A 23,681-nucleotide genomic window follows, 5' to 3' on the forward strand; every position below is an offset into this window, starting at 1 on the left:
ATTCTCGTCTAACAACTAAAAAAGAAAAATACTTCAGAGCAAAAATCATTTGCAACTTTAAAACAAAGTCATTTTTTTCGTTTTGGGGGTAAATTGTTTTCTTAGGTTGATGGCAATGGGGTGGTACCCCATCGCTATCAAGCTAAGCTCATACAACGTCAATTATAGTGGAGGTCGTTTCTTTTTTCTAAAGGCAACGTGTAGGGAATTTAAAGACCCCTCAGGGATCAACGAATTCCTGAGGGGTTGCCTACGTGATATAATATATTTACAGTTAAGTTTAGGTTTAAAATACGTATCTTTTTCATCTACATTATAACCACCCTATTTAAGTTTATAGCAATTATGCTTTTGAGATAAAAGTCATTACTTGTTTTATAAACTCGTAACCAAAATAACCACTAAATCCAAATAGGACTATTGCGGCAAATATAGAAACCCTTTTAATAAAGGTTGGATTTAGAAAACGTCTAGTAAAATGAACAAAGCTTAATAAGATCATATCATGCATAAAGATACCCAATAAAATACCTACAGCTATTAATATAAATGTAGATGTACTTGCATTACCTAATGAAGAAACTAGAACCGGACCAAAGACCCCTATCCAAAATACAATATTAGCCGGTGATATAGCAATCATAAAACCAGATAAATAAGCCGATAATAAAGATCTATTAGGATCTTCTCCCTCCATGTTAACTTCTGACTTTGCTTCTTTAATACTTTCTATTCCAATAAACATTAAAAATACAAAACCTAATAGCCACATAACTGTTTGTACCCATGGATTGGTTAATACACTGGAGAATCCTAGATAAATCAGAACTATTAAAGATAAATCTACAGTCATTCCTCCTATACCTACAAACCAACCATGTACGAAACCATTTCTCATTCCTTGTTTAGTCATTTGGACTGTCATAGCACCTGCAGGTATCGCTAAAGATAAACCTAATAAAATATATGTGAATAGTGTTATAATCATAAAAATTCTCCTATTATAAGTATTGTAATAATCAAACCCTTTTTCTTTTTCCTCGGGTTCAGCAAATAGAGCTAGAGCACGGCGACTTTTCACATTACTTCTAGCAAGCACCAAAAACTCACAAGAAGATAAATGCCTAAAATCCCATAAGATCCTTTACATGTTCAGCATTCTTTTTAGATGTTAGTTTTTCAAGTAATAAAAACGCAACATCAAAAGCTGTACCTGGATTTGAAGATGTAATAATATTTCCATCTTGAACAATTAAATCATTTTGTACTATTGCACCGAAATTCTTTAACTGCTCTTTTCGTTTACTCGTTGGATGACTGTATGTGGTAGCTTTTTTACCTGTAAGAATTCCACTTTTACCAAGCGTTAATGATGCAACACAAATACTGGCAATAGGCTTCTGCTTGGCATAAAAATGTTGAATAACATGTAAGAATTCTCTACTGTATGCATCCTGATAAAAACCAGCTTCTTCAAACCCTCCTGGAATAGCTAGTGCATCAAACTCATCTAATTGAATATCATCAACTGTTTTTTCGGGTATGACAGTAAAATTCCAAGTACAGGTTAATTTATTCCGAAGACCAACTGTTACAATCTCAGTTGATCCATCTCCCTCCCATTTATTCCAACCTAGTACATCTGTAAATACACTAGCTTCTACTGCTTCAAATCCGTCAGCTAATAATAATAAAATCTTTTTCATATCGTAAATCGCCTCCTGATACCCTTATTTTATACAAATATAGAAGGTTGATAAATAAGTTCAATAAGGATATTCGATTGTTTGACTTTATTATATAAGGAATTTAGGTTATTCTATTTTATAAAAAAAGGTTGGATAATTTATGGATCAAATTGATAAAAAAATCGTGGAACTATTACAGTCAAATGCAAAAATTTCAATGAAGGATTTAGCAGAAGCCGTTCACTTATCTTCTCCGTCAGTAACTGAGCGAGTACGAAAGTTAGAGGAACAACAAATTATTGAAGGTTACCATGCACATGTTTCTCTAAAAAAAATAAACCGTCCAATTTCTGCACTTATACTGTTTAAATCAAAGGATTGTAAATCATTAGCTAACTTTTGCTATAATCATCCAGATGTACTTGAGTGTTACAGAGTAGCAGGAGAAATTAGCTATATTGTCAAAATAGCAACACATTCTGTGGAAAGTTTAGAACAATTTATTGATGATTCAATGCAATATGGTACGCCATCAACGAATATCGTGTTATCTTCTTATGAAAAAAAAATAATTGCTCCCTTTATTAGTGAAGAATAAAAATACTGGTATAATCAATTAACTATTGCTTACGCAGAAGGATATAAAAAGGATTTGTATTAATTGGAGAAGGATACTTTTTGTATGTTATATTAAAAAACAAAAATATTATGTTTTTTTAAAAGGGAGTGTAATTACAATGGATTTTTCTAATAAATCAGTGATCATAACAGGGGCTGGAAATGGAATCGGGAGAGGAATTGCTTTACATTATGCAGAAAAAGGGGCCAATGTTATTTTAGCAGATATAGACGAAAAAGCAGGTACAAAAACAGTTACTGAGATAAAAGAACAGGGTAAAGAAGCACTTTTCGTACAAACAGATGTAAGGCTCGAAACAGATATTGTTCGATTAATGGAAGTAGCTAATCAAACATACGGTCAGATAGATATTTTAATCAATAATGCAGGAAAAGAGTTATTCAAGTCTCCTTACGATATTTCGCTAGAAGAATGGAACGAAGTGATTAACACAAACTTAAGAAGCGTTTTCTTGGGTTCACGTGAAGCAGCAAAGTATATGCGTCATAACAAAGAAGGTGGATCTATTGTGAATATCGCCTCTACAAGGGCGATTATGTCTGAGCCAAATTCAGAATCTTATGCTGCCACAAAAGGCGGGATCGTTGCCATTACACATGCGCTCGCAGCCTCATTTAGCGAAGATAGGATTACCGTGAATGCTATTTCCCCAGGTTGGATTGAAACAGGAGATTATTCAAAATTAAGTAAAATTGATCATGAACAGCATCTATCAAAGCGTGTAGGAAAACCAGATGATATTGCACGAGCCTGTCTTTATTTAACAGCCAATGAAAATGATTTTATTACAGGTATAAACCTCGTCGTAGACGGTGGTATGACGAGGAAAATGATGTATGAGGAATAGGCGGTAATCAATCAAGAACTACAGATTCGGTATCAATAAAACCTACTTTATCCAAGGTGATTTACCGAATCATCATGTGACTTTAAAATAAAGTTGAACTGTTTATAAAAAAGATGAACCGGAATTTCCTACCTCTAATAAAGAAGGGATTTCGGTTTTTCTTTTGGATTAAAAATCTGTTAATTAATAATAAAGTTATTCTATTGAAAGGCGCTTTAATGGAACAATGAAAAGCCTAATTTCTCATTTTTAAGCTGTGAAATTTGGATTTTTAATATTGAAATTTTCTTAACGTTGTAAATCCACACTTTCCTGACGCTAGCCCGTTATTAAGTTTTGAGAATCCCTTAGAGTATAAATTAGACACGTGGAAAACCACCTTTTGTTACCTCTCCCTTAACCTGCTTTAACGTAGCTACTATAAGAAAGCTAACAATCACTAATAAGAGCCATGAACTTACCTTTCCTAGATGAACGAGACTCCATGCATCGGTTTGGTTTGGATATTTCCAAGCGCCAAAGAACGTTGCGATATTTTCGGCTATCCATATAAAAAATCCAATGAGCACAAAAGAAAGTGCGAGTGGCATACGGTAACGAGTTCCATTAACCTCGTATGTGACCCATGATTGCCAAAAAACAATAATTACAAGTCCAGATAACCACCAACGAACATCAATCCAATAATGGTGGGTGAAAAAATTCAAATAAATCGCAGATGCAAGTGTTACTACTACCAAAAACGGTGGCCACTTAACCAGTTCAACCTTTAATCTTCTCCACGCCTGACAAAGAAAACTCGCCACACTTGCGTACATGAATCCGCTATACAAGGGCACTTCAAAAATTTTGAAATATCCTTCCTCTGGATAAGACCAGGATCCCATATGTACCTTAAAAAGTTCAAGAGCAAGTCCAATAAGGTGGAACAATGTGATAACCTTTAGTTCATCACGTGTTTCCAGCCCAGAACGCACCATACACCACTGCATCAAAAGGCAGATGATAAGTAGCCAGTCATAACGTGGCAGGAAGGGAAGTGGCAGGAATTTTGTAAAAGCCAAAGAGGCAAAAATAACGACAGGAAACAAACATGATAGAGCCTGCTCCCAACCAAAACGTACGAGCTGTTTTAGTGCTCTCATGTTTTGAACCTCCATTTTTGTATGGTTAAATTCATAAGTAACTCCCCTTTTATACAACACTGAGAAAGATATCTTTCTTTTCCTATTAACGCTAAATATCTCTACTCTATTAATCTTGCGTGTCTTCATCAAGACGATATTCTAAAACATCTCCGGGTTGACATTCTAATGCTTTGCAAATTGTCTCTAAAGTTGAAAGCCTAATTGCTTTTGCTTTTCCATTTTTCAATATAGAGAGGTTCGCCATAGTAATTCCAATCCTCTCCGAAAGCTCTGTTACGCTCATTTTTCGTTTTGCTAACATCACATCAATATTAATAATAATTGTCATATCCTTCACCTCAGACCGTCAAATCAATTTCTGATTTTATGTTAATCGCTTCTTGTAGAAGCCGCTGAAGGATAGCAGCAAAAACGGCGATAACCAACGAAACAAAAATAATGATGATTCCCATTAATCCAATAGGAGGGTCAACTTTCTTCGCTATAAAATGAAAGAGTGGCAAACCTAATACATACAAACCACTGATTGTAATCGCACAGCACTTTATGTTCTTCAACACTTTTACAGATAATTCCGAGAACGCTTTGTTCTCGTCAATGTACCGTAAAAGATTGAAAGCCTGATAGAGAGCACAGTAAAAAGGTATAGCCGCTCCATACATTACGATGAAAACGAGATATTTCATTGGGGCAATATTTGGATACAATTTTGTTGCGAAATTCGCCATATGGGGCACTAAAAATATACATAAAGCAAAAACTGGTAGTCCTATCATAAAAACAGCTACCTTTAAAAAGAGCGTTGATACTCGTTCCATAAAAAGCACATCACTTATTTAATGTAAATTTGATTTTAACACCCTATTTATCGTTTATCAATAAATATATATCTTTTTATATTATTTTTTTGTTGTTATATTATTATTTTGTTGATTTTAGAAAAAATATAAAAAGCATTCCTCATTACAAAGGAAGGCTCTCTCTTTTAACTATTTGATTTCTCTTCTCTTAACAACAAATAAGACGCTAAGCCGATCACGGCAGCGCCTAAAATAGTAATAGTAAATTTAATCGAAACTTATTTACACTCACATTTAATTGTTTTTTTGTTTCCAAACCCCATTCTTCTTGTGATAAGTATCCTTGCTAGTCATGAAATGAAATGAGCTACCAGGAATATAGTATTTCTTACGCTTCTTTTTTTCTTTTCTCTCTTTCTCCTTTTCTTTAGCAATCTCCTGTAAATCCGCTTTCCATTGTCTTATTAAATCTTTTTTTCGCATCGGACTGTGTTCCCCTTGAATTGAATTAATCACCCAAGAGATATATACATTTTTTAATCCAATTGTCTATCTTATTCACATTACTGTTTATTATATAATTTATATATAATAAACAGACACCCGTTATAGGCGCTTAACTTTTCTATCGTTAAAACAAAGTCATCTTCTTCATTAATACTTTTAATAACACCGTCATTCCTAATTTCTATTGAAAGGTTCAGCTTTTGTTTTCTTTTTATTATTTAAAGCTCACCATAATCATTTTCAGTAAAATAGTTTCAAAGTCCTTCATTTTAATATAATGGCATTTTAAATACTTTTTTACTTTCTTTGGATATGTACAATTACATAAAATTATATATAATCTCGTCTAAAAAAAGTCTTTTCATGTCGATTCATGTAGATTAAACTTTAAATATAATGGTTTTATGTTTTTGTTTCACCCTCTTCATAGGAGAAATGAAGAGTTGTTGTCATTTTCGTAATAGTAAGCACTTACAAAATGTCCAATCATTTCGATATGTAATATTTCATAAATCATTGTTGGTTTTTTTAAAAAAATATTCAGAGGAAATAGACGAAATGCAACAGAATAATTTATCAGACGGGGAGAAAATGATCGTATGTATCCAAAATTTATTGATAAAATAGCGTTTTCGAAAGCGCATAAAGAGTTATTAATTAAACTGTATAATAAAGAAATTTCAAGAAGCGAGTATAATCAATTGGTAGATGCTTTTTATCGTCCACAACAAAAATAAATATGAATTACGTGTTTATTGTTTTATGTCTTTTCTAATAACAAAGTTCGTTTATATCATTTTGGGGGCAAGCTCATCTGCTAGGTTGGTGGGCATGTGGCTGTACCCCTACTTCAAAAGGTGCACCCTTTGATACGAAAATAATTTACATGAAATTATTTTAATTTTATATAAATCATTTAAAATTTAACATTTGCATATTAATGATATTCAATTAATTTTAAAGTATCCACAAAGGTGATATTCAGTCTTTGTACAATTGGACTATTAAGTAATGTAGTGAAAATAATGAATGGCACAGCAAAATTATATAACTATGTATTATTTGTATTTATCTTATCAGTAATAATTTATTATTTATATGCTTCTTATCAAGAAAGAAAAAACACTAGCTTAATGACAGTGTTTTTTCCTTTATAATCATATTGGGAAATATATTTTATTTAAACAAAAAAAGAGGCTATTATGATTAAAAAAATAGAATAGGCACAATTATATCGATTATAATACCGGTTTTATCAATTGTATCCATTGTGAATGTTGCATACAAAATTATTTTAACTAAATTTTTTGGAGTTTCTATACTTTTACCTGTATTTCTTTGTCCAATTGGATTTATCCTAGCTATTTTTTCCTATCAAGTAGATAGAAATATCGGAGCGGAAATCGGGATAATATTAAATATGTTAGTATTTTTAATACCTTTTATTTGGGTGATTGGAAGAATTATGTAGTTGAAATGTATTCCGGACATATCTCCTATATCACTAAATCTATGAAGAAATAAAAAAGGAAGAGAATTTTTATCATTCTCTTCCTTTTTTATTTACGAGAAATTTCGTTTTCAATTGTTGTTTAGTATTTCGAAAAATGCTGTAGAATTTTTCTCTATCATTATAACAGTATAAAAGTTGGTTTTAAGATGCAATATTGCATATAGAAATGTATAGATATCAATATAAACGCTTACCACTATGAAAGCATAAAGATGCATCATATCTTAACGCATAAGTAGAGGAGGAAATAATATGGAAATGGAAATCGCAATGGTAATTTTAAAATTTGTAACAGAACCTTTAAAATCAGGAATGTAAGTTCATTATTACACAATTATTAGGAATAACTTTTCATACAAATGATCCGTATATCAAAGATGAATTGCTGTGCAGATCATTTGTGTGAGCAAACTTTAAACAAGAAAAAGAATTCCAGAATCTTAAGGAATTCTTTTTCTTATGTGTAATTATAAATTTAACATTTTTTACAAATGATTTTAATTTTATTAACTAAACAACAATAGACATACTACGCATGCCTTATTGTTTATTTCAATATTGTTTGAACAGTAAGTAACCTTTCTCTTAACTATTTTTAAAAAAATAGAATGACTTAATCATTTTCATTAAGAGGTACCACCACATATCCATTAACTTAAGGTATATTTTTATATAAAGGTAACGTTTTTTAAGTAGTTTTTCATTACCTTTTACAGATATTTTAATTCTAAATTAATTTCCACAGATGTAGATAATGTTATTTTACCCAAAAAATGTTATCATTCTATTTGTCATAAAAAATTCACATATAATGTGATAAAGAAATTGAGGGGTTGGACTAACATGATTAGTGACTTAAAAAAAGAAGCCTTATCTTCAATAAAGGGAAATTGGGGATTAGGAGTAGGAGTAACGTGTCTTTATTATGGAATTCCTGCAATTGGTATGTTTATTATTGGCTGTTTAATATTTATGCTGTTTAGCTTAATTATTGGAATGATAGATCCCGATAGTTTTGTAGAGTACTCGGTAACAGGAGAAGCAATAGCTGACTCATCAGCCGTCTTTTTTCTAGGACTTGCTACTGTAATTATGTGGGCTATTATATTTATTATTTATATTGCTACACAAAGCATTATGAGTTACGGCTATAATAATTTCACTTTGCGTTTAGCAAAAAAAGAATCAACTACAATTAGTGATTTATTTGAAGGATTTAAGAAAAATAATTTATTTAGATCTTTGAAGTTAGGTATCTTGCAGACTATACTTATTTTTTTGTGGAGTTTATTATTAATTGTTCCAGGTATTATAAAATTTTTCTCTTATTCTATGGCGTACTATATTTTAATAGAAAATCCAGAATATACAGCAAGTGAAGCGATTAAAAAAAGTAAAGAAATGATGCAAGGACATAAATTAGATTTATTCATAACATGGTTGAGTTTTATCGGATGGTTTATTTTAGGTTCTTTGGTAGGAATATTTACACTAAATATCCCATACCTTTGGATTAATCCATATTACACTACCACAATATCGCACTTCTACTTAAATTTATCTAAAAGGGAAAATAATATGGAAGAACTAAGAGTTAACTAGAAGCATCTGTTAGTTTGAATTAATTTAGAATTAATAATAGCTTACATATCTTCTCTAATGGAGTAGCACCACATATCCATCAACTTAAGCATTTTGGTTATTCTTAAAGTTAAAGGCAAGTTAATGTTCTCTTATATTAATAAGAATATTAACTTGCTTTTTAGATTTCAGTATAAATTATTTATGGTTTTATGCACCTATTAATAGGAAAAAAGAATATTTTATACATTGGTTTTCTTCTAGAAATTCATTTAGACTAGTCATGATGAATAATCCTTTTAGTATTTTATAATTAATTTACAGAATAAATAAAACATGAATTTTGCCCATGTTTTAAACCATATGTATGTTGGAGGAAGCTAATTTGATTTTTTCAAAACTCATTGATCGATACGCCTTGTATGATTTGCATAAAAAAAGAAGTGCAGAGTTTCAGTATGCTTCGCTTTCTAACACCTCACTAAGTGTAAAGGACATAGATTCCTTTTATAAAGCAACACCATCTGACATTCATTTTGACATGAAGCATTCACAACAGGAAAAGGAATACTTAGTTGGACACTTCAAATATAAAAGTTCAGTTCAATCTGGTGATTCACGCAACGACTCTGTAACTGGAGAAGTATACTTACATAAAAATGAAGATACACCTCATGTCATCTTTGTTCATGGTTGGCGAATGGATTCTAACGAACGTGTAAAAAAAATATTTCACGACCCTATGAACAGCTTGAGCTGGAATATGTATTATTCCACTCTACCCTATCATTTTGAAAGAGAACCTGAACAATCCCTTTTCAGTGGAGAATACATGGTAAGTGCCCATATTGAACGAACTGTACAAGCAACTAGACAAGCGGTAGCTGATTTACGAACTTTGATCAAATGGATTAAAGCAAATAAAAAAGGTCCCCTGATTCTAATAGGAATCAGTTTAGGTGGGTTTATTACTAACCTAACAGCTCTGGTTGAACCAGAGATTGATGTATTAGCATCCATTTTCTACGCGAATCGACTTTCTTATTCTATTTGGAAGACAAATCCAGGTAAGTTTATTAAAGAAGACTTGGAACACCATGGTGTAACTTATGATGATTTAATAGATTATTGGAAAATCACTGAACCGAGTCAAGCATTACCAAAAGTAAAAAAAGAAAATATTTTATTAATTTCAGGTAAGCACGATCTATACGTACATTCTGAGGACACGGACTACTTGTGGAAATCCTGGGAAAGACCTACGCGATATATTTATACATGCGGACATGCTGGGATTGTTCTTAAACGTAAAAAAATTGCGACTGATACTATCAATTTTATTCAGAATCGATTGAACTACTCCCACTTACCTGCAAATTCACCTTAAAGTGGGAGATGAATAAGTACAGATTTTATCGGACTCTCTTTCATTATACTATCCCCATAATTCCTACGTTTAAGAGACGATTAGCTTCGCCTCTTAGGTTTAGTTCAGTGTTAATATCTTTGTCTTGATATTTACTCCAAGAAGGAAAATCCCACACCAAATGATGTTATTTAAGGCATTCACGTTAAGTATTTTCGGCCTTCAAAATATTGTGTAGTTTTTCAGCAAACGCTTGATGAAGCTCTGAATTGTAGGCCCCATGATGCCCAGGAAACTCCACAAACTTTGTTCCCAATAGTTCAGTTAGTACGGCCGAACACCGGTAAGCAAAAAATTCTCGTGAGGCACTTCCGCCAGCTGGAAGCACTTGCATAGGTGAAGATTTTAATCTAGCCTTCAATGCATCAATGGCTAGCGAATAGTTTATTATCCCCGGAATTTCATGCTCAACAAAGTACGTTGAATTACTTAAAAGACGCTCTGTTTTCCCATCCTTCAAGTGCCCACAATTGTTAGTATCCACTTCTGAAATTGATAGTAACTTTACAACTTCATTTCGATGATTCTCCTTAAGATATTTCAAGAATTGTTTTGCCTGTACAAGCTCATTGTCATATAAAAGCTGCAATAAAACAGGTTCGTGTGGGATAATCATCCGAATCTGTTCCGGATGTCGTATGCATAAATCAAGTCCGATGACGGCACCAGAGCTACTTCCGAATATGTACGCTGGTTCATCGGTCAGTTTAGCTAGTAGGCAGTGAGCGTCATCACTGTGTGTCTCTACTTGATAATCCTCTGTTTGATTAGCGAGAATGCTACGCGAGTGGCCACGTCGATCGTAAGTAACAACAGTATACCGGTCAGCAAGATGGTTAGCGAGATTATGAAACTTGTCAGCATCACCACCTCCACCATGGATTAAAAGAAGGAGCGGACCTGCACCGCGGACCTCATAATAGATGTTCGCTCCAGGTACTTGCAATGTTCCATTTTTTACTACGCTCATTTTTAAATCTTCCCTTTCCTCTGTCATTCCCCTTAACCTTACATGATTGGAAAATAATATAAAATGCAAGAAATAACTAAGAAACAAATTCGCCATATGAAAAAGCGCCACACATCATTTCACCAATGGCTCCTTTTTATCGAAATATATTTTTGTTATTTAAAAATTAACCCTTTATATGCAATATTACATATAAAAATCTTTATTTATTCTGTTATAATTTTAAGAGTAAATTATTCATCCATTAATTTACGCCATCCATATCTATAGTTATGGAAACCCTAATTACATATAAAAAAAAGAGAAGAACAGTGGTGAGTTCTTCTCTTTTTTTATTCACTTAAGATTACAATTCAAAGTACTCATTGCAATTGCTTTAAGCTGACTTTTAAATTATAAATTCTGATTTACATACTTCTTCACGAGCCGATAAAAGGAAAAGCGTATCTGTTCCTTCAAAATTAAGTTATAAAAGAGTTTGTTTTCCTGTAGCACATTATTTATCCTGCTATTCGCGGGCAGTACGCTTCCGCACTAAATAAATTTTCACTTTATAACCTGTTTGCAATATTTACACATACCACGCCTCCGATAATAGTAAGCAATCGTAGCACCAAACAGAGCCACTCCCCAAATTGGCCATTATAACTCTGGACCTTCCAATGCCCATCCCCTATGATCTAGGCCCCCTTTATTGATAAATCCCCGGATGTACATCAAACCAGCTGAAGTAACCATTATAGAAACCAGTGAAGCAGGAATAATCGCTAATGAAAGAGGTACACGCCTACCAGCAATAGACGGAAACCAACGCGGGAAAATTTCTCCCCAGGGCTGAATAAGTCCCAGCGTAAGAATTGCCCCTCCGAGAGCTACGATAGCTAAGGACGCGCCCATTAACCAAATTCCAGGTGAATCACGCTCAAAAGAATCAAGCAATTCTTTGGTAGTTCCAAGTGGAATGCCTAGAGCCCAACACCATCTTGTTATGGAATAACCGATTGGAATTATTATAGCAACGTAAGTGCACCATTTCCCCCAAGATATTGCTGAGGATTGTGATGTCCACATTGAGTGGTTACTATTTCGGCCACAATACGAACAAGCATTTCGTGTTTGGCGTTGATAGACTAAGGCAGTCGCACTCCATAGAAAAGCTCCTAGCATACTTATATACTGATTTATAATCGTCCAATACATCATCTGTTCAAAAAATTTAACTCCATGCGGAAAATTAAATGGCGCTCCAATCAAAAAGATAAATCCATATGCTGCAGACGCCAAAACACGGTAGTCAATAACTGCAAATAATAGAATCGCTACTAACATATACACAAATATGAGTAATACTATTCGTAACAGGCTCTTGCCCCAGCCACGAATCATCATGCCAGCTACAATGACCCCCATTAAGCTAAAGCCAGCCATTATAGGTGCACCAGTCTCAGGCCTCAAACCAGCTAGCATTGAGTATTCAGGTTGTGGATCCCCTATTCCAAATGGAAACCCCTTTCCTCCCAATGCCCAATACTGACCTAATATCAAATACATCAATGACCAAACCACCGCCGTATAACCAATCCATTTGGGCCATAATGATAACCATCTAAAAATATGAATTTCGTTTTCGCTTTTCTTCTCGGTATTCGACATCGCGAAAGAACAACTCCTTTTTTAGAAAGTGATAACGATAGAACCTTCTACAATATTTACACTGCCCGCGCCTCCTTTGACAGTAAGATATGGTCGCTAGCCCTAATGCTATTCCCCATGGTAGCGGAAATAGTGAAGGCCCTAATTCTCCCCAATTTCCAGTATTGATGGAACCGTCCAATATTTTTGAAATGATAATCGGACTTATTTTTAATCCTGCAAGAATGAGGAGAACAGATGCACCTGTTGCTGGCATCACCGCGAACCAAATAGGAACACGTTTTCCACCCAAATAATAAAACCAATGAGGAAATATTCCTCCCCTCAAGTGGCTTCTGTATATTATGCATTTTAAATTTAATTTTTCTTGATAAATCAAAGACCTCCTGGCATACTCTTAAAACCATTTGTGCACGAATAAAACCTCTCTGTAAACGTCCGGTAATTCCGAAATATACAAAAATTAAAAGATATAAAAAAGGCACTCTTATGAGTGCCCTTCTTAGCAACTAAATCCGCCGCAACTACCACCATATCCCATATGAATCTCTCCTTTGAGTAAGAGGAAAACTTTTAAGCTCATGCTTAATTATTAAAATAAACCGCACCAAAGTTTTCATTAAATCTCTTACACCAAACAGAAACCGAACCATATACACTTACATCTATCCCTTCAGGAATTTCGTAGTTTTGGTCTCCTTTATTTCCCTTTAATTTTCCTAATTCAATATACTGATAGTTTTTCACGTCTTCATTATTTTTCAAACGATTTGTAGGAACTAATACAACTCGTACATCTGGCCCATTAGATGTTGCAAAATCAGAAAGTCGTAAAACACGTTTTCCATCCGCTAGTTGATAAATTTTTGCCGTTCCAGTTGTTTCATGGACACCGTTTTGAAACTGCCCTTCACTTATTACTCGATCACTTTGTTTCTTTACTTCAGTTGATTTCACCTCTGTTTGTGGCAATACTTCATTGACGTGCTTATCAATAAATAATTTCTCTGGTCGGAACAATGACCATAAAATCCCCAATACAATTATCAAACCACCTATAAACCATACATATTTTCTTTTCATAAAGTAAAAAACCTCCTGTAACATACTGTGTAGTAGTATGCTAACAAGAAGGTCTTTCATTTTTCTAACGTAAATGTTACAAAAGTCTTTCAGCCGTTTTATTTTTTTCTGATGTGATGGGAAGAGTAAACCAAAATTCACTTCCCTGCTTACCATCTGCGCGATTCCTCACACCAATTTCCCCTTTGTGCATTTCAATCAATGATTTTGCAATAGCTAATCCAAGTCCGGATCCTCCAGATTGCGAACTTCTTGATCGATCTGTTCTAAAAAAACGTTCAAATACGCGTAATTGATCATTTGGAGAAATTCCCATTCCTTCATCCCTCAAAGTGAATTGGACCTGTTGAGTTTGTTTATTTTCCTGTACAGTCAATTCAATTGTTCCAGAGACAGGAGAATATCGAATTGCGTTATGTAATAAATTACCTATGACCCTTTCAATTTTACAAGGCATAATCAAAAGTCGAGGTAATGTATCTGGAACATCCAATTGCACATGGATTTGTTTGTCTCCTAATAAGACAGAATGTGACTCTAATACATCTAATAGGACTTTATCTAAATGTGTGAAACTTGGGTGAAAATCTACTTGCTCAAACTCTAACTTTGAAAGATCAAATAAGTCGTTAATTAATCCACTTAATCTTTCTATTTCTTTTAAAATCGTCGCTAGGTATTGCTTTTTCATTTCAGGATCTTCAATCAGGTTATCTTGTAATGCTTCTATCATCAACTGCATGCTAGCCATAGGTGTTCGTAAGTCATGTGAGATATTGGTAATTAGCTCCTTACGGGATTTTTCCTGTTCCTCTAACTTAGTAAACCCTTCTTCTAATTTTTTTGCCATCTGTTGAAAGGCTGTTGCTAATTCTTTAAACTCCCGTGGTTCTTGCCCAATTATATACATCGTTTCAAAGTGTCTATCACTAAATTGTTTCGTCAATTTTATTAAATTTTGTATAGATCTCATGATAGGACGTGTCATTAACCAATAAATAAACGTTGAAATAATAAATGCCACAAATGCAATTACTGTTAATAACCGCGTTTGTTCCGGTTCAAGTAACATTTTCGTCTCACTATACCATATAGCAATTACCATAATACTGGTACTTAATAAATTCATGAGTAACAATTGAATACGTAATCTCATGCTTCATTTCCTCCATTTGGCTCAAAGCGATATCCTATACCCCAAACCGTATGAATCCAACGATTCTTTATTGTATGCTTCTCGAGCTTTTCACGTAAACGACTCACTAGCACGGTAACTGTGTTTGATGCCCCTTCATGCCCAAAATCCCAAATTAGTTCAAGAAGCTGCGAGCGAGAAAATACTTGTTTTGGATGCTTTGCCATGAGATAAAGTACCTCAAACTCTTTCACCGTTAACTCCACTTCCTTATCACAAACAAGTACATATCTTGTCTTTGGATATATTTTTAAATCTGGAAATTCTATCACTTCCACTAAAGATTCTTTTGCTTGTATCGGTACCTGGCTTCCTCTTCTAAGTATAATTTGAATCCTTAATACTAATTCACGAGGAGAAAATGGCTTTGTTAAATAATCATCTGCCCCCATTGTTAAGCCTAAAATTCGATCCCTTTTCTCTCCCTTAGCAGTTAACATAATAATAGGGACATTTGATTGTTGACGAATTTCCTCGCATAATTCCCATCCATCTTTTTTCGGCATCATCAAATCTAATATAATTAAATCTGGTTGATGCGTAAGAAATACATCCCAACCTTCTTTGCCATTTACAGCGGTATATACTTCATATTCTTCTCTTTCTAAATACCGTTTGCATACTTCTCGAATATTTGCTTCATCTTCTACGATTAAAATTCTTTTCTTCATATACTATCCTCACTTCTTTTTCACCAATAACAAAAAAAATTATTTTTTCTATTATCCAATAAATATATCTTTATAGGTAAAGATGTAAAAACTGATCGCCTCAATAAATCAGAATTCCAGATTTCGGCCTCTAAACGAATGAAAATTCAGAAAAATTTTTATGTAATTCAGATAGTAATCTTAACATTTGATTACTTATATGACTAGATAAGTATTTAAAATAGTAGTATCTAAATCATATAAATTAAAAGGAATGAGTCCGATTCAATATCGAACTCATTCCCTGTTAGTAGCCTAAATTTTTGAATCAAACTTTTCGGATTCAGTTCATTACCGGTTCTTTTTTCAAACTTAGCAATAGAACTGTTAACTATTACTGAACTCTTGATAGATTCCACGCTATAGTATCAATCCCATTCTCTCCATTACCATATTTCATATAATCGATTAAATATCCTACCTTTAACTTGTTACCATTAGATAGTATGTTCCATTGCTTATGGTGTCCAGTGAAGTTCTTTGGGTATGCATGATTAAATTTAAAAGTACTTGCGTTCTGTTTTTGATCTAAATGGATATAACTATCTTGAAGTTTTAAATATGCATAATCTGAATAAATAGGATTTTGGAATTTAATGAATACCTCTTCATCCTTTTTAATTGGTTTTCCAGGTTTAGGTTGACCTACTCTTTCAATAATTACATTCACTTTTTCATCGTTAGATTTCTCAGCCCAAAGATACTCCCATTTATTCCCGGCGTGATGACTTCCCCAATAAGCTGTATTTCCATATGAAGCTACAGTATATGGAGCTCCTTCTGTAACAAATTCACCTGAATTATCTACTACATAATCTTCAAATTCTTTATTAGCTTTAATTTCGGTATCAATCTTTTGTGTAGGCGTTAGATTGTTTGCGTCATTGATTTCAAATGTAACTTTTCTGTGCGCTGCAATTTCAGATTTAATAGGGTGTATATTTTCTCTAGACTCATATGTATATCCATTCTCACGTTTAACTAGTGTTACTGTTTGTGAAGGAGCATTCCATTTCTTGCTATAAGTAGTAGAGATTTCGTTGCTCACCCCAAATAAACCAGGTAAGATTGATGCCCGGATCTTTTGCGTAACAGGATCATAACTACCTTCTGCTAATGTTGGTTGCTGTAGTTTTGCAAAAGCACCGTGTACAGAGTCTTTATGTAAATAACCGCGATCCCCTTGCCCCGCTTTTAAAGTGTTCAATGCATCAGTTCCATTATTATCTGAAACCACTGATACTTGATTATTACTTTTAGCCTTGTTTACAATATGCTTTACTTTATTCGTATCTATATTAATATGTTGAAAAACTTCGTTATAGGATAAAACTGACTTATCAGCAAGGGATTTGTCTTTAGGAGTATACACCCTAAACTTTGGTATATTCCCCATATCTGTTTCTAATTGTTCTGTAGCTGCATTTACTCTAGATTCATATCTCCCTGAATCCCCCAAATGCATAACTTCTTCACCTTTTTCGATGGATAAATCCATTGTACTTGTAGGTAAAACTTCAATCGAAAGAATTTCCCCTTGTTCAACAGCTTTCAATTCATCCAATGATAAGACAATATTCGCATCTGCTTGTCCCTCTAAACTGTCAATTACTACTTCTGTTTTATTCCGTCCACCTTTTTCTGTACTTAAATAGTTTGCCTTATAACGATCTTGTGTTGCCTTTACAGTATTAATAATTTTGTTTCCTAAACGAATATTAAAATGAGGCGATACATTTTCAGCGGATGCTGTGCCTACATTCTTATATTCCAGATGTACCCGTACTTTTGCTGCGTTCGCTGTATCCACAGTTGTTGCGGTAGACCAATCAAAATTATTTGTATAACTCTCCGTTTCAGTAGTTGTTTTTGAATATCCGTATCCCACGTTTGCTGAAACACTTCCGGAAGGAACAGGACCGGCTGCTGAGCCTTCTACACCACCTGAACCACTTAGACCCACATTAAATGAATGTTGTGTAGATACGCTTTTTTCCCATCCTCTGCTAACTGATCCACCATTATTATCCGTAATGGTTGCAATAGGAATTACTTCAATTCGTTTGACACCAATTTGTAAATTTGGCATATTGGCAACTATCGGATTGAAATTAGTATCAGAATCATTGTTATAATTCTCAACTTCATACATATCAGTAAAAGGATCACCATCCGTATTTGCATTCATAGGATTCGATATAAATTTTGGTTTCCCTTTATCCTTCTCGGGATCCCATGCTTTCGCTTCATTTTTCCCAGTTTGTGAATTGAATTCAATTTTATATCCATTAATCTCTAAGTCGTTAGAAATACCATCTTTGTCCCAATCGTTGTTTGCCATTTCAATGTTTTGTGTAATGAGCGAACCTATTTCCCCATCAGATCCGAGCGTGAAATCCTTATCTTCTTTTTTTGCATTTGCATTCTCTTTGAATATTTCAACTGTACTTCCTGGATTCGGCTGTTTTACATCTGCTAAGGCAGGAGATGCTAAAGTCAGTGCCATCGATACACTACCTAATACACTAAGTGCTGGCTTTAATTTTTTCATTGCTATTTTTCCTCCTTGATTTCTAAGTGAGTTAGAACACCTACTAGTAAGATTAATTTCATCATATATAACAAACCTTTCATTTCTCTCTCATAACTGTTAAAAAAGTCTCTCGTAAATATTACAAAACACTTACAGAATTTTGTAAGGCTATATGATTTGTATATGAAACATCAAAAAAGCAGTAAAATGAAGAATCGATTACAATATATACAAAAAAGCAGCTAGCTAAAGCTAACTGCTCACTAACAATAAATTTAGTTTTTAGATGTGTCCTTTACTCGATAATCTTCTAAAGTGTTTACAGTAGAAGACATCTTAGGTTTCGCATATTCTCCTGAGAAACCAATCTAAGTGACATGGCACTTCCTAATACAAATAGGGAGAGTGACTTCAACTATAGTTCCCTTATCCACTTCACTCTCAATAAATACCTTTCCCTGATGTGTTTCGATAATTTTATAACAGATCATTAACCCTAGGCCAATCCCCTCTTCCTTAATACTATAAAAAGGTTCTCCGAGATATGGTATACGTTCTTTTGGAATCCCGCATCCTTGATCGATAAAACGAATGCCTATTTGATCATTTTCAAGATTATCAATTTGAATCAGAATTTCCCCTCCTGTTGGCATGGATTCAATTGCATTTTTTAAAATATTAACAAATACTTGTTTTAATTGATTTCCTTCACATGGAATCAATGGAATACCGGGTATAAGATCTGTTCTAATTTGTATATTATTCATCAATGCTTGAGGTTGTAGTAGCATTAAAACTTGATCGATTAGCACACTAATGTCATTAGGTCGTATCTTTACCACCTGTGGTTTGGCTACCGCCATAAATTCATTTGTAATACTTTCTATACGCTCAATCTCTGATGATACTATATTTATATAACCCTGATTATTCTCATTTTCCGTAGATTTTAGTAATTGCATAAACCCTTTCATTGCGGTTAATGGATTATTAATTTCATGAGCCATTGCAGTCGCTAATTGTCCTACGACAGCGAGTTTTTCAGATTTTCGGAGCAATTCTTCTGTTTTTAACCGTTCAGTAATATCACGAGAGATGCTTAAGAAAACTTTTTTACCATTTAGGTTAAAAACACGGACACTAAACTCGGTTGTTATTATTTTCCCTGTTGGAAAAGCATATTCATCTTGCAAAGTGAAGGAAGTCTGTCCCTCTCTAATTTTTTTTAAAAACCTTATGATCATTGGAGAATCTTGTGGTACAGCATTTGAAAATGGCAACGAGAGCAGCTCTTCTCTACTATATCCAAATCTCTTACACCCAACAGGGTTTACCTCAATAAATCGACTTGGAACATGATCTTCATTTAGCTCTACTACATATACTGCATCAGTTGCTTGTTCGATTAGTGCACGGTACTTCATTTCACTATCTCTTAATTGTTGGTGTAATCGATGCCGTTCTCTTTCTGCTTGTTTTCTTTCAGAGATGTCTCTACATATTGCTGATAAAGCTATTACATTTCCTCTTACATCTAGTATAGGGGAAACTGTCAGACTGACATCAAGAAGACTTCCATCATTATGTTGTCTAACAGTTTCTAATCTAGTAACTACGGATTCGCCTGTTAGAATTTTCTGAATATTTTCAAGTGATTCATCCATTAAAAAATCTGGTACACAAGGTAATCTCTTACCTATGATTTCTTGTGATGACCACCCAAATATCTTTTCATAAGCTTTATTTGCTTGTAAAATATGCCCTTCTCGATCAGATATGGTAATAGCATCTACATTATGCTTTATAAATGATTCCAGTAACTCTTTTGTTGCTCTTAATTCTGATTCTACCTTTTTCCTTTCGGTTATATCGACTGTAGAACCAACAACTTCAATAACTTGTCCATTTCGTTTAATCGGCCTAAGCGCAATAAGAATAATAGTTTTATCATTTGGCCAGGGTAATTCAAATATAATCTCTTTCCCTTCCCATGCCTGAAGATAATACTTCATCAATTGTGGAACTAAATGTGGAGGAACAATAGAAGCATCAATAGTGCGTAAGCTTTTTCCTACCACCTGTTCAGAATAAAATCCGTTTTGATAATAAAACTGTCCATCACATAAAGTGTGTATAAAGTGCTTACCTACTTTTTTAAATTTAAAAATCCCCCCTTGAAGCTCATGTACGGTTTCTGTGAGTTCTTGCTTCGATTTTTTTAATTCCCGATTCATTTTAGATAAGTCCTGTGTTAAATAATACAATCTCTGGTAAGCTTCCATAAGAAATAGCCCAATTAAAAGTCCTAAAGCTATATATAATAGGCCCCCAGTGTAAAGCAATGTAGTATTAAAGAATACACCAACTAACCACTTTATTCCGACAAAAACAGAAAAATATAAAGATGCACTTTTAAAAGGATGAAGATTTTTAAAATATGTTTTAAAAGTAGCAAATAGGATACTCATACTTAAATATGCAATCACAGGTGGCTCCCAATACCCACCAATGTAAAAGATACGCATTATAATAATGCTAATTAATGTAATCCAACCAGCAATGCGACCAAAGTAAATAAAAGATAAAATAAGAGGAACAACTCTAAGATCGTAGGAAAATCCCATATACGGAAAAGAAAAGAACATCAAAGTAACTGCGATAATCCCTCCATAGAATTTTTCAAAATATCGCCTGGAATGAATCGTAAACACTTGAATAAATATTGCTGCGCTAACTAATAAAGAAAAAATAGATAGATTGATGAAATAGTCTTTAATAATCATGTAATGTCCCTCCTTGCATTAAGTGTATTCGACAAAAAAGCAAAAAATCCTACAAAAAATATAAACGGTTCAGGTGCAAAAAATTCAAAATATGTGTAAGTAATCTCTAAATCTTGGACATACTGATACTGTTACTCTAAAAAGTTGCAGAATCGGTATAAATATTGAAGAATTAGTATTCCTTATAAAAAATTCTTCTCGAAGGATATTAACATGAGATTAACATTTCGCGAAAAAGGATCAAAATGCAGATCCGAATTGAGATTAATATATCAACAGATATTAACATGTTAACCTTAAATAGAATAAAAATGTTAACTTCATGTCAACTCCCTTGATATTAGTACTAACAAGAAGTTAACAATACATGGATAAACCATAGGTCTATTAGAACGGAAATTGATATATATAGTTTTTTGTAACATGTAACTTATAGATTCCCAATCCGATTTTAAATATACAATTAAAGAATTAGTACTTCTTACACAGATATTCTTCTTGCAAGGTATTAACATGAGATTGATATTTAGCGAAGTAGGATCGAAATACATAGCAGGAATGAGATTAACATATCAACAGGTATTAACATATTACCCATCAAAAGAACAAGAGTGTTAATCTCATGTTGACCGCATTCGGTATTAATGAAAACAAGACATTAACAACACGCCTATAAAACTATGGCTTTATTAGGACGAGAATTGAAATATGGAAATCCACATTAGTTAAGGATCGCGCTTTATAAATCATTAGAAGTTCCGATTGGAAAATTACTAAGAAATATAGACTATCAATTAAAGCCGTATCTATTCTAGTGAATTCAATTGACTAGAATAATACATTGATATGAGCAAAATCACTTTATAATATACGACTTAGAAATTTCAAATCTACTCTTGGGCATATAATTGAAGGATCCATACTTTAAATGAAGAGATTCTCCCTATAAGTATTGACATGAGATTGACATTATACAGAATCGAATTAGCACACTTACCAGAAATGTACATTAACATATCAAGCGACATTAACATGTTAACTCTCCGAATGTCATAATTGTTAATCTTATATCGACTATCCTTAATTCTTTTGATAACAAGACATTAACAAAACGTTGATAGATAAGGGTTTTTATTAATAAAAGACTGAATAGATCCTACTATTAAAACACTTATTTACTAAGTGCTGCAGCTATTCAGCAACGAAGTAAATAGTACCTTGAGGTGTTTCAAACTACTAATAGCCGATAACTTAACTAACTATTAGTATTAAAGTTCCTACAAAACTATAATAATTATTACCGAAAATAACTTTACTAGTCTTAGAATTAGTTAAAAAGAGACAATATACTCTATTAGTCACACAGATATCCGTTCTATATTCTCAAGTGTTATCAATGGAAAAGGCTAATACTACAATTATTAATAATATGTACTCTTTTTATCATATTTATACCTATTATTTTTGAAAGTTCAATGCTATATCCTCATAATTTATTTACAAATCGGTTATATTTACTTATCATTAATAGTATGTGAATAAAACTGTCAATCTCATAGCGACAATTTATAAAGATATGAGGGCAAAGTTACTTCATTAATCCTATATAACATTGATACATTTTAAGTCCCAGTTAACAAAACATCGACATTTAGTATGAATAAGTATCACTTTGTTAATGTTCTGTTAACACTTTAAGCATCACAAGTTAATGTTATCTTTCATGTTAATTCCAGATAAGAAAGGGATTCCTATTAGTACCGTCGAAAAACACTTAACATATTAATCTCACATTTCATGTTAATGTCATTTATCAGCAAAATTACATACCGCTAAGGAGGTAATACTATGATTGAGCAGGGAAATCAATCCGAACAAACCATGGTAGATGATGAGAACTCATTACACGAAGACGCTTTTGAAAAAGCCTGGCGAATAACAGAGTTTTCTAAGTTAGTAGGTAGACACCATAATACTGTTTATAATTGGTTTAATACGTTAGAAGAGAAGGGATTGCACGGGACTCTTAGAACCAATAATACAAATGAAAAACTATATAATTCATTAGATTTAAATATAGCTCTTTTCATAAAGCAGAAAAGGGATGAAAAGTGGTCTTTAGATGCCATAATCGAACTTTTACCGCATCAATTCGAACTAAGGCCAGTATCTCCTGAAAACCACTCTAACGAAATATTATCTCAATTTGATTTTCAGGACGCAGCCGAGACAATTGAAAAGTTGGTGGAACAAAAAGTCCAAGCACATTTACAAAACATCGAAATACAATTTCAAGAGAAATTTGAAAATGTATTAAAAGCATTACCTCAGCCTGAAGATCCAGTTGCTATGAAAGAACGCCAAAGACAAGAAAGAATGGATAACATAATAATTGAACATAGGGCTCGTAAAGAGTTGAGAAGACAAGCTGAAAAACTCTGGAATGAAAAACCTGAGGAAGAGCGTTTTAAAAAAGTTGGTTGGTTTAAAAAAGAGGAAGATTTAGCAAAAAAACACCTATTTATTGAGAATTATTTAAACGAAAATATGATAGAGTATATGAAATCTATTATGGAATCATAATAAAAAAGAGGCCCGGGACAT

Annotated in this window: 19 protein-coding genes and 1 pseudogene; 7 read left to right on the forward strand and 13 right to left on the reverse strand. The window is 33.2% G+C overall.

Annotated elements, in window-relative coordinates:
• Nucleotides 1-343: 343 nt before the first annotated feature.
• Entirely contained in the window at nt 344-988 is a 645-nt protein-coding gene (locus Q3V31_RS29015; RefSeq protein ID WP_329767595.1) for a LysE family translocator, read from the reverse strand.
• Between the two features lie 136 nt (nt 989-1,124).
• Nucleotides 1,125-1,706, reverse strand: coding sequence for a DJ-1/PfpI family protein (locus Q3V31_RS29020; RefSeq protein ID WP_329767596.1), 582 nt, complete (start codon nt 1,704-1,706; stop codon nt 1,125-1,127).
• 142 nt (nt 1,707-1,848) lie between these two features.
• On the opposite strand from Q3V31_RS29020, the gene Q3V31_RS29025 reads away from it, so the two are divergent.
• Both Q3V31_RS29025 and Q3V31_RS29030 read left to right on the forward strand, forming a co-directional pair.
• Nucleotides 1,849-2,286: an Lrp/AsnC family transcriptional regulator gene (locus Q3V31_RS29025; protein ID WP_329767597.1), complete on the forward strand. Its 438-nt coding sequence runs from the start codon at nt 1,849-1,851 to the stop codon at nt 2,284-2,286.
• Nucleotides 2,287-2,425: 139 nt separating this feature from the next.
• Nucleotides 2,426-3,175, forward strand: coding sequence for a glucose 1-dehydrogenase (locus tag Q3V31_RS29030; RefSeq protein ID WP_329767598.1), 750 nt, complete (start codon nt 2,426-2,428; stop codon nt 3,173-3,175).
• Between the two features lie 359 nt (nt 3,176-3,534).
• Here Q3V31_RS29030 and Q3V31_RS29035 read toward each other — a convergent pair whose 3' ends face one another.
• The 4 genes from Q3V31_RS29035 to Q3V31_RS29050 form a co-directional block, all read right to left on the reverse strand.
• Complete coding sequence (locus Q3V31_RS29035) at nt 3,535-4,320, reverse strand: DUF817 domain-containing protein (protein WP_329767599.1); 786 nt, start codon at nt 4,318-4,320, stop codon at nt 3,535-3,537.
• A 109-nt stretch (nt 4,321-4,429) separates the two neighbouring features.
• Nucleotides 4,430-4,651: a helix-turn-helix domain-containing protein gene (locus tag Q3V31_RS29040; RefSeq protein WP_002106955.1), complete on the reverse strand. Its 222-nt coding sequence runs from the start codon at nt 4,649-4,651 to the stop codon at nt 4,430-4,432.
• Between the two features lie 10 nt (nt 4,652-4,661).
• Nucleotides 4,662-5,141 (reverse strand): DUF2975 domain-containing protein, encoded by a 480-nt coding sequence (locus tag Q3V31_RS29045; protein ID WP_097810300.1) that lies wholly within the window; start codon nt 5,139-5,141, stop codon nt 4,662-4,664.
• A gap of 276 nt (nt 5,142-5,417) precedes the next feature.
• Entirely contained in the window at nt 5,418-5,606 is a 189-nt protein-coding gene (locus Q3V31_RS29050; RefSeq protein ID WP_088010253.1) for a hypothetical protein, read from the reverse strand.
• 623 nt (nt 5,607-6,229) lie between these two features.
• On the opposite strand from Q3V31_RS29050, the gene Q3V31_RS29055 reads away from it, so the two are divergent.
• The 4 genes from Q3V31_RS29055 (at nt 6,230) to Q3V31_RS29070 (ending at nt 10,111) form a co-directional block, all read left to right on the forward strand.
• Nucleotides 6,230-6,367, forward strand: a complete 138-nt coding sequence (locus tag Q3V31_RS29055; RefSeq protein ID WP_000283272.1) for a hypothetical protein — start codon at nt 6,230-6,232, stop codon at nt 6,365-6,367.
• 482 nt (nt 6,368-6,849) lie between these two features.
• The gene (locus Q3V31_RS29060; RefSeq protein WP_080029159.1) at nt 6,850-7,101 is read left to right on the forward strand and encodes a hypothetical protein; all 252 of its coding nucleotides are present in this window, start codon (nt 6,850-6,852) and stop codon (nt 7,099-7,101) included.
• A gap of 885 nt (nt 7,102-7,986) precedes the next feature.
• On the forward strand, nt 7,987-8,745 hold the full coding sequence (locus Q3V31_RS29065) for a DUF975 family protein (RefSeq protein WP_097884416.1): 759 nt from the start codon (nt 7,987-7,989) through the stop codon (nt 8,743-8,745).
• Nucleotides 8,746-9,094: 349 nt separating this feature from the next.
• On the forward strand, nt 9,095-10,111 hold the full coding sequence (locus Q3V31_RS29070) for an alpha/beta hydrolase (RefSeq protein WP_329767609.1): 1,017 nt from the start codon (nt 9,095-9,097) through the stop codon (nt 10,109-10,111).
• 184 nt (nt 10,112-10,295) lie between these two features.
• On the opposite strand, the gene Q3V31_RS29075 is transcribed toward Q3V31_RS29070, so the two are convergent.
• From Q3V31_RS29075 to Q3V31_RS29105, 7 genes and pseudogenes are all read right to left on the reverse strand, one after another.
• Entirely contained in the window at nt 10,296-11,216 is a 921-nt protein-coding gene (locus Q3V31_RS29075; protein WP_329767600.1) for an alpha/beta fold hydrolase, read from the reverse strand.
• Between the two features lie 450 nt (nt 11,217-11,666).
• A pseudogene (locus tag Q3V31_RS29080) lies at nt 11,667-12,773 on the reverse strand (hypothetical protein).
• A gap of 585 nt (nt 12,774-13,358) precedes the next feature.
• Complete coding sequence (locus Q3V31_RS29085) at nt 13,359-13,856, reverse strand: DM13 domain-containing protein (protein ID WP_000824726.1); 498 nt, start codon at nt 13,854-13,856, stop codon at nt 13,359-13,361.
• Nucleotides 13,857-13,932: 76 nt separating this feature from the next.
• On the reverse strand, nt 13,933-15,012 hold the full coding sequence (locus Q3V31_RS29090) for a sensor histidine kinase (RefSeq protein WP_001239399.1): 1,080 nt from the start codon (nt 15,010-15,012) through the stop codon (nt 13,933-13,935).
• Complete coding sequence (locus Q3V31_RS29095) at nt 15,009-15,722, reverse strand: response regulator transcription factor (protein ID WP_329767601.1); 714 nt, start codon at nt 15,720-15,722, stop codon at nt 15,009-15,011. The genes Q3V31_RS29090 and Q3V31_RS29095 overlap by 4 nt, the downstream gene beginning before the upstream one ends.
• Before the next feature lie 373 nt (nt 15,723-16,095).
• Nucleotides 16,096-18,312, reverse strand: a complete 2,217-nt coding sequence (locus tag Q3V31_RS29100; protein ID WP_329767602.1) for a binary toxin-like calcium binding domain-containing protein — start codon at nt 18,310-18,312, stop codon at nt 16,096-16,098.
• 350 nt (nt 18,313-18,662) lie between these two features.
• On the reverse strand, nt 18,663-21,077 hold the full coding sequence (locus tag Q3V31_RS29105) for a PAS domain S-box protein (protein ID WP_329767603.1): 2,415 nt from the start codon (nt 21,075-21,077) through the stop codon (nt 18,663-18,665).
• 1,848 nt (nt 21,078-22,925) lie between these two features.
• Between Q3V31_RS29105 and Q3V31_RS29110 the strand changes: the two genes are divergently transcribed.
• On the forward strand, nt 22,926-23,660 hold the full coding sequence (locus Q3V31_RS29110) for a terminase gpP N-terminus-related DNA-binding protein (RefSeq protein ID WP_090814441.1): 735 nt from the start codon (nt 22,926-22,928) through the stop codon (nt 23,658-23,660).
• Nucleotides 23,661-23,681 lie beyond the last annotated feature (21 nt).

The sequence above is a fragment of the Bacillus nitratireducens genome (genome assembly GCF_036320425.1).
Classification (GTDB): domain Bacteria; phylum Bacillota; class Bacilli; order Bacillales; family Bacillaceae_G; genus Bacillus_A; species Bacillus_A nitratireducens.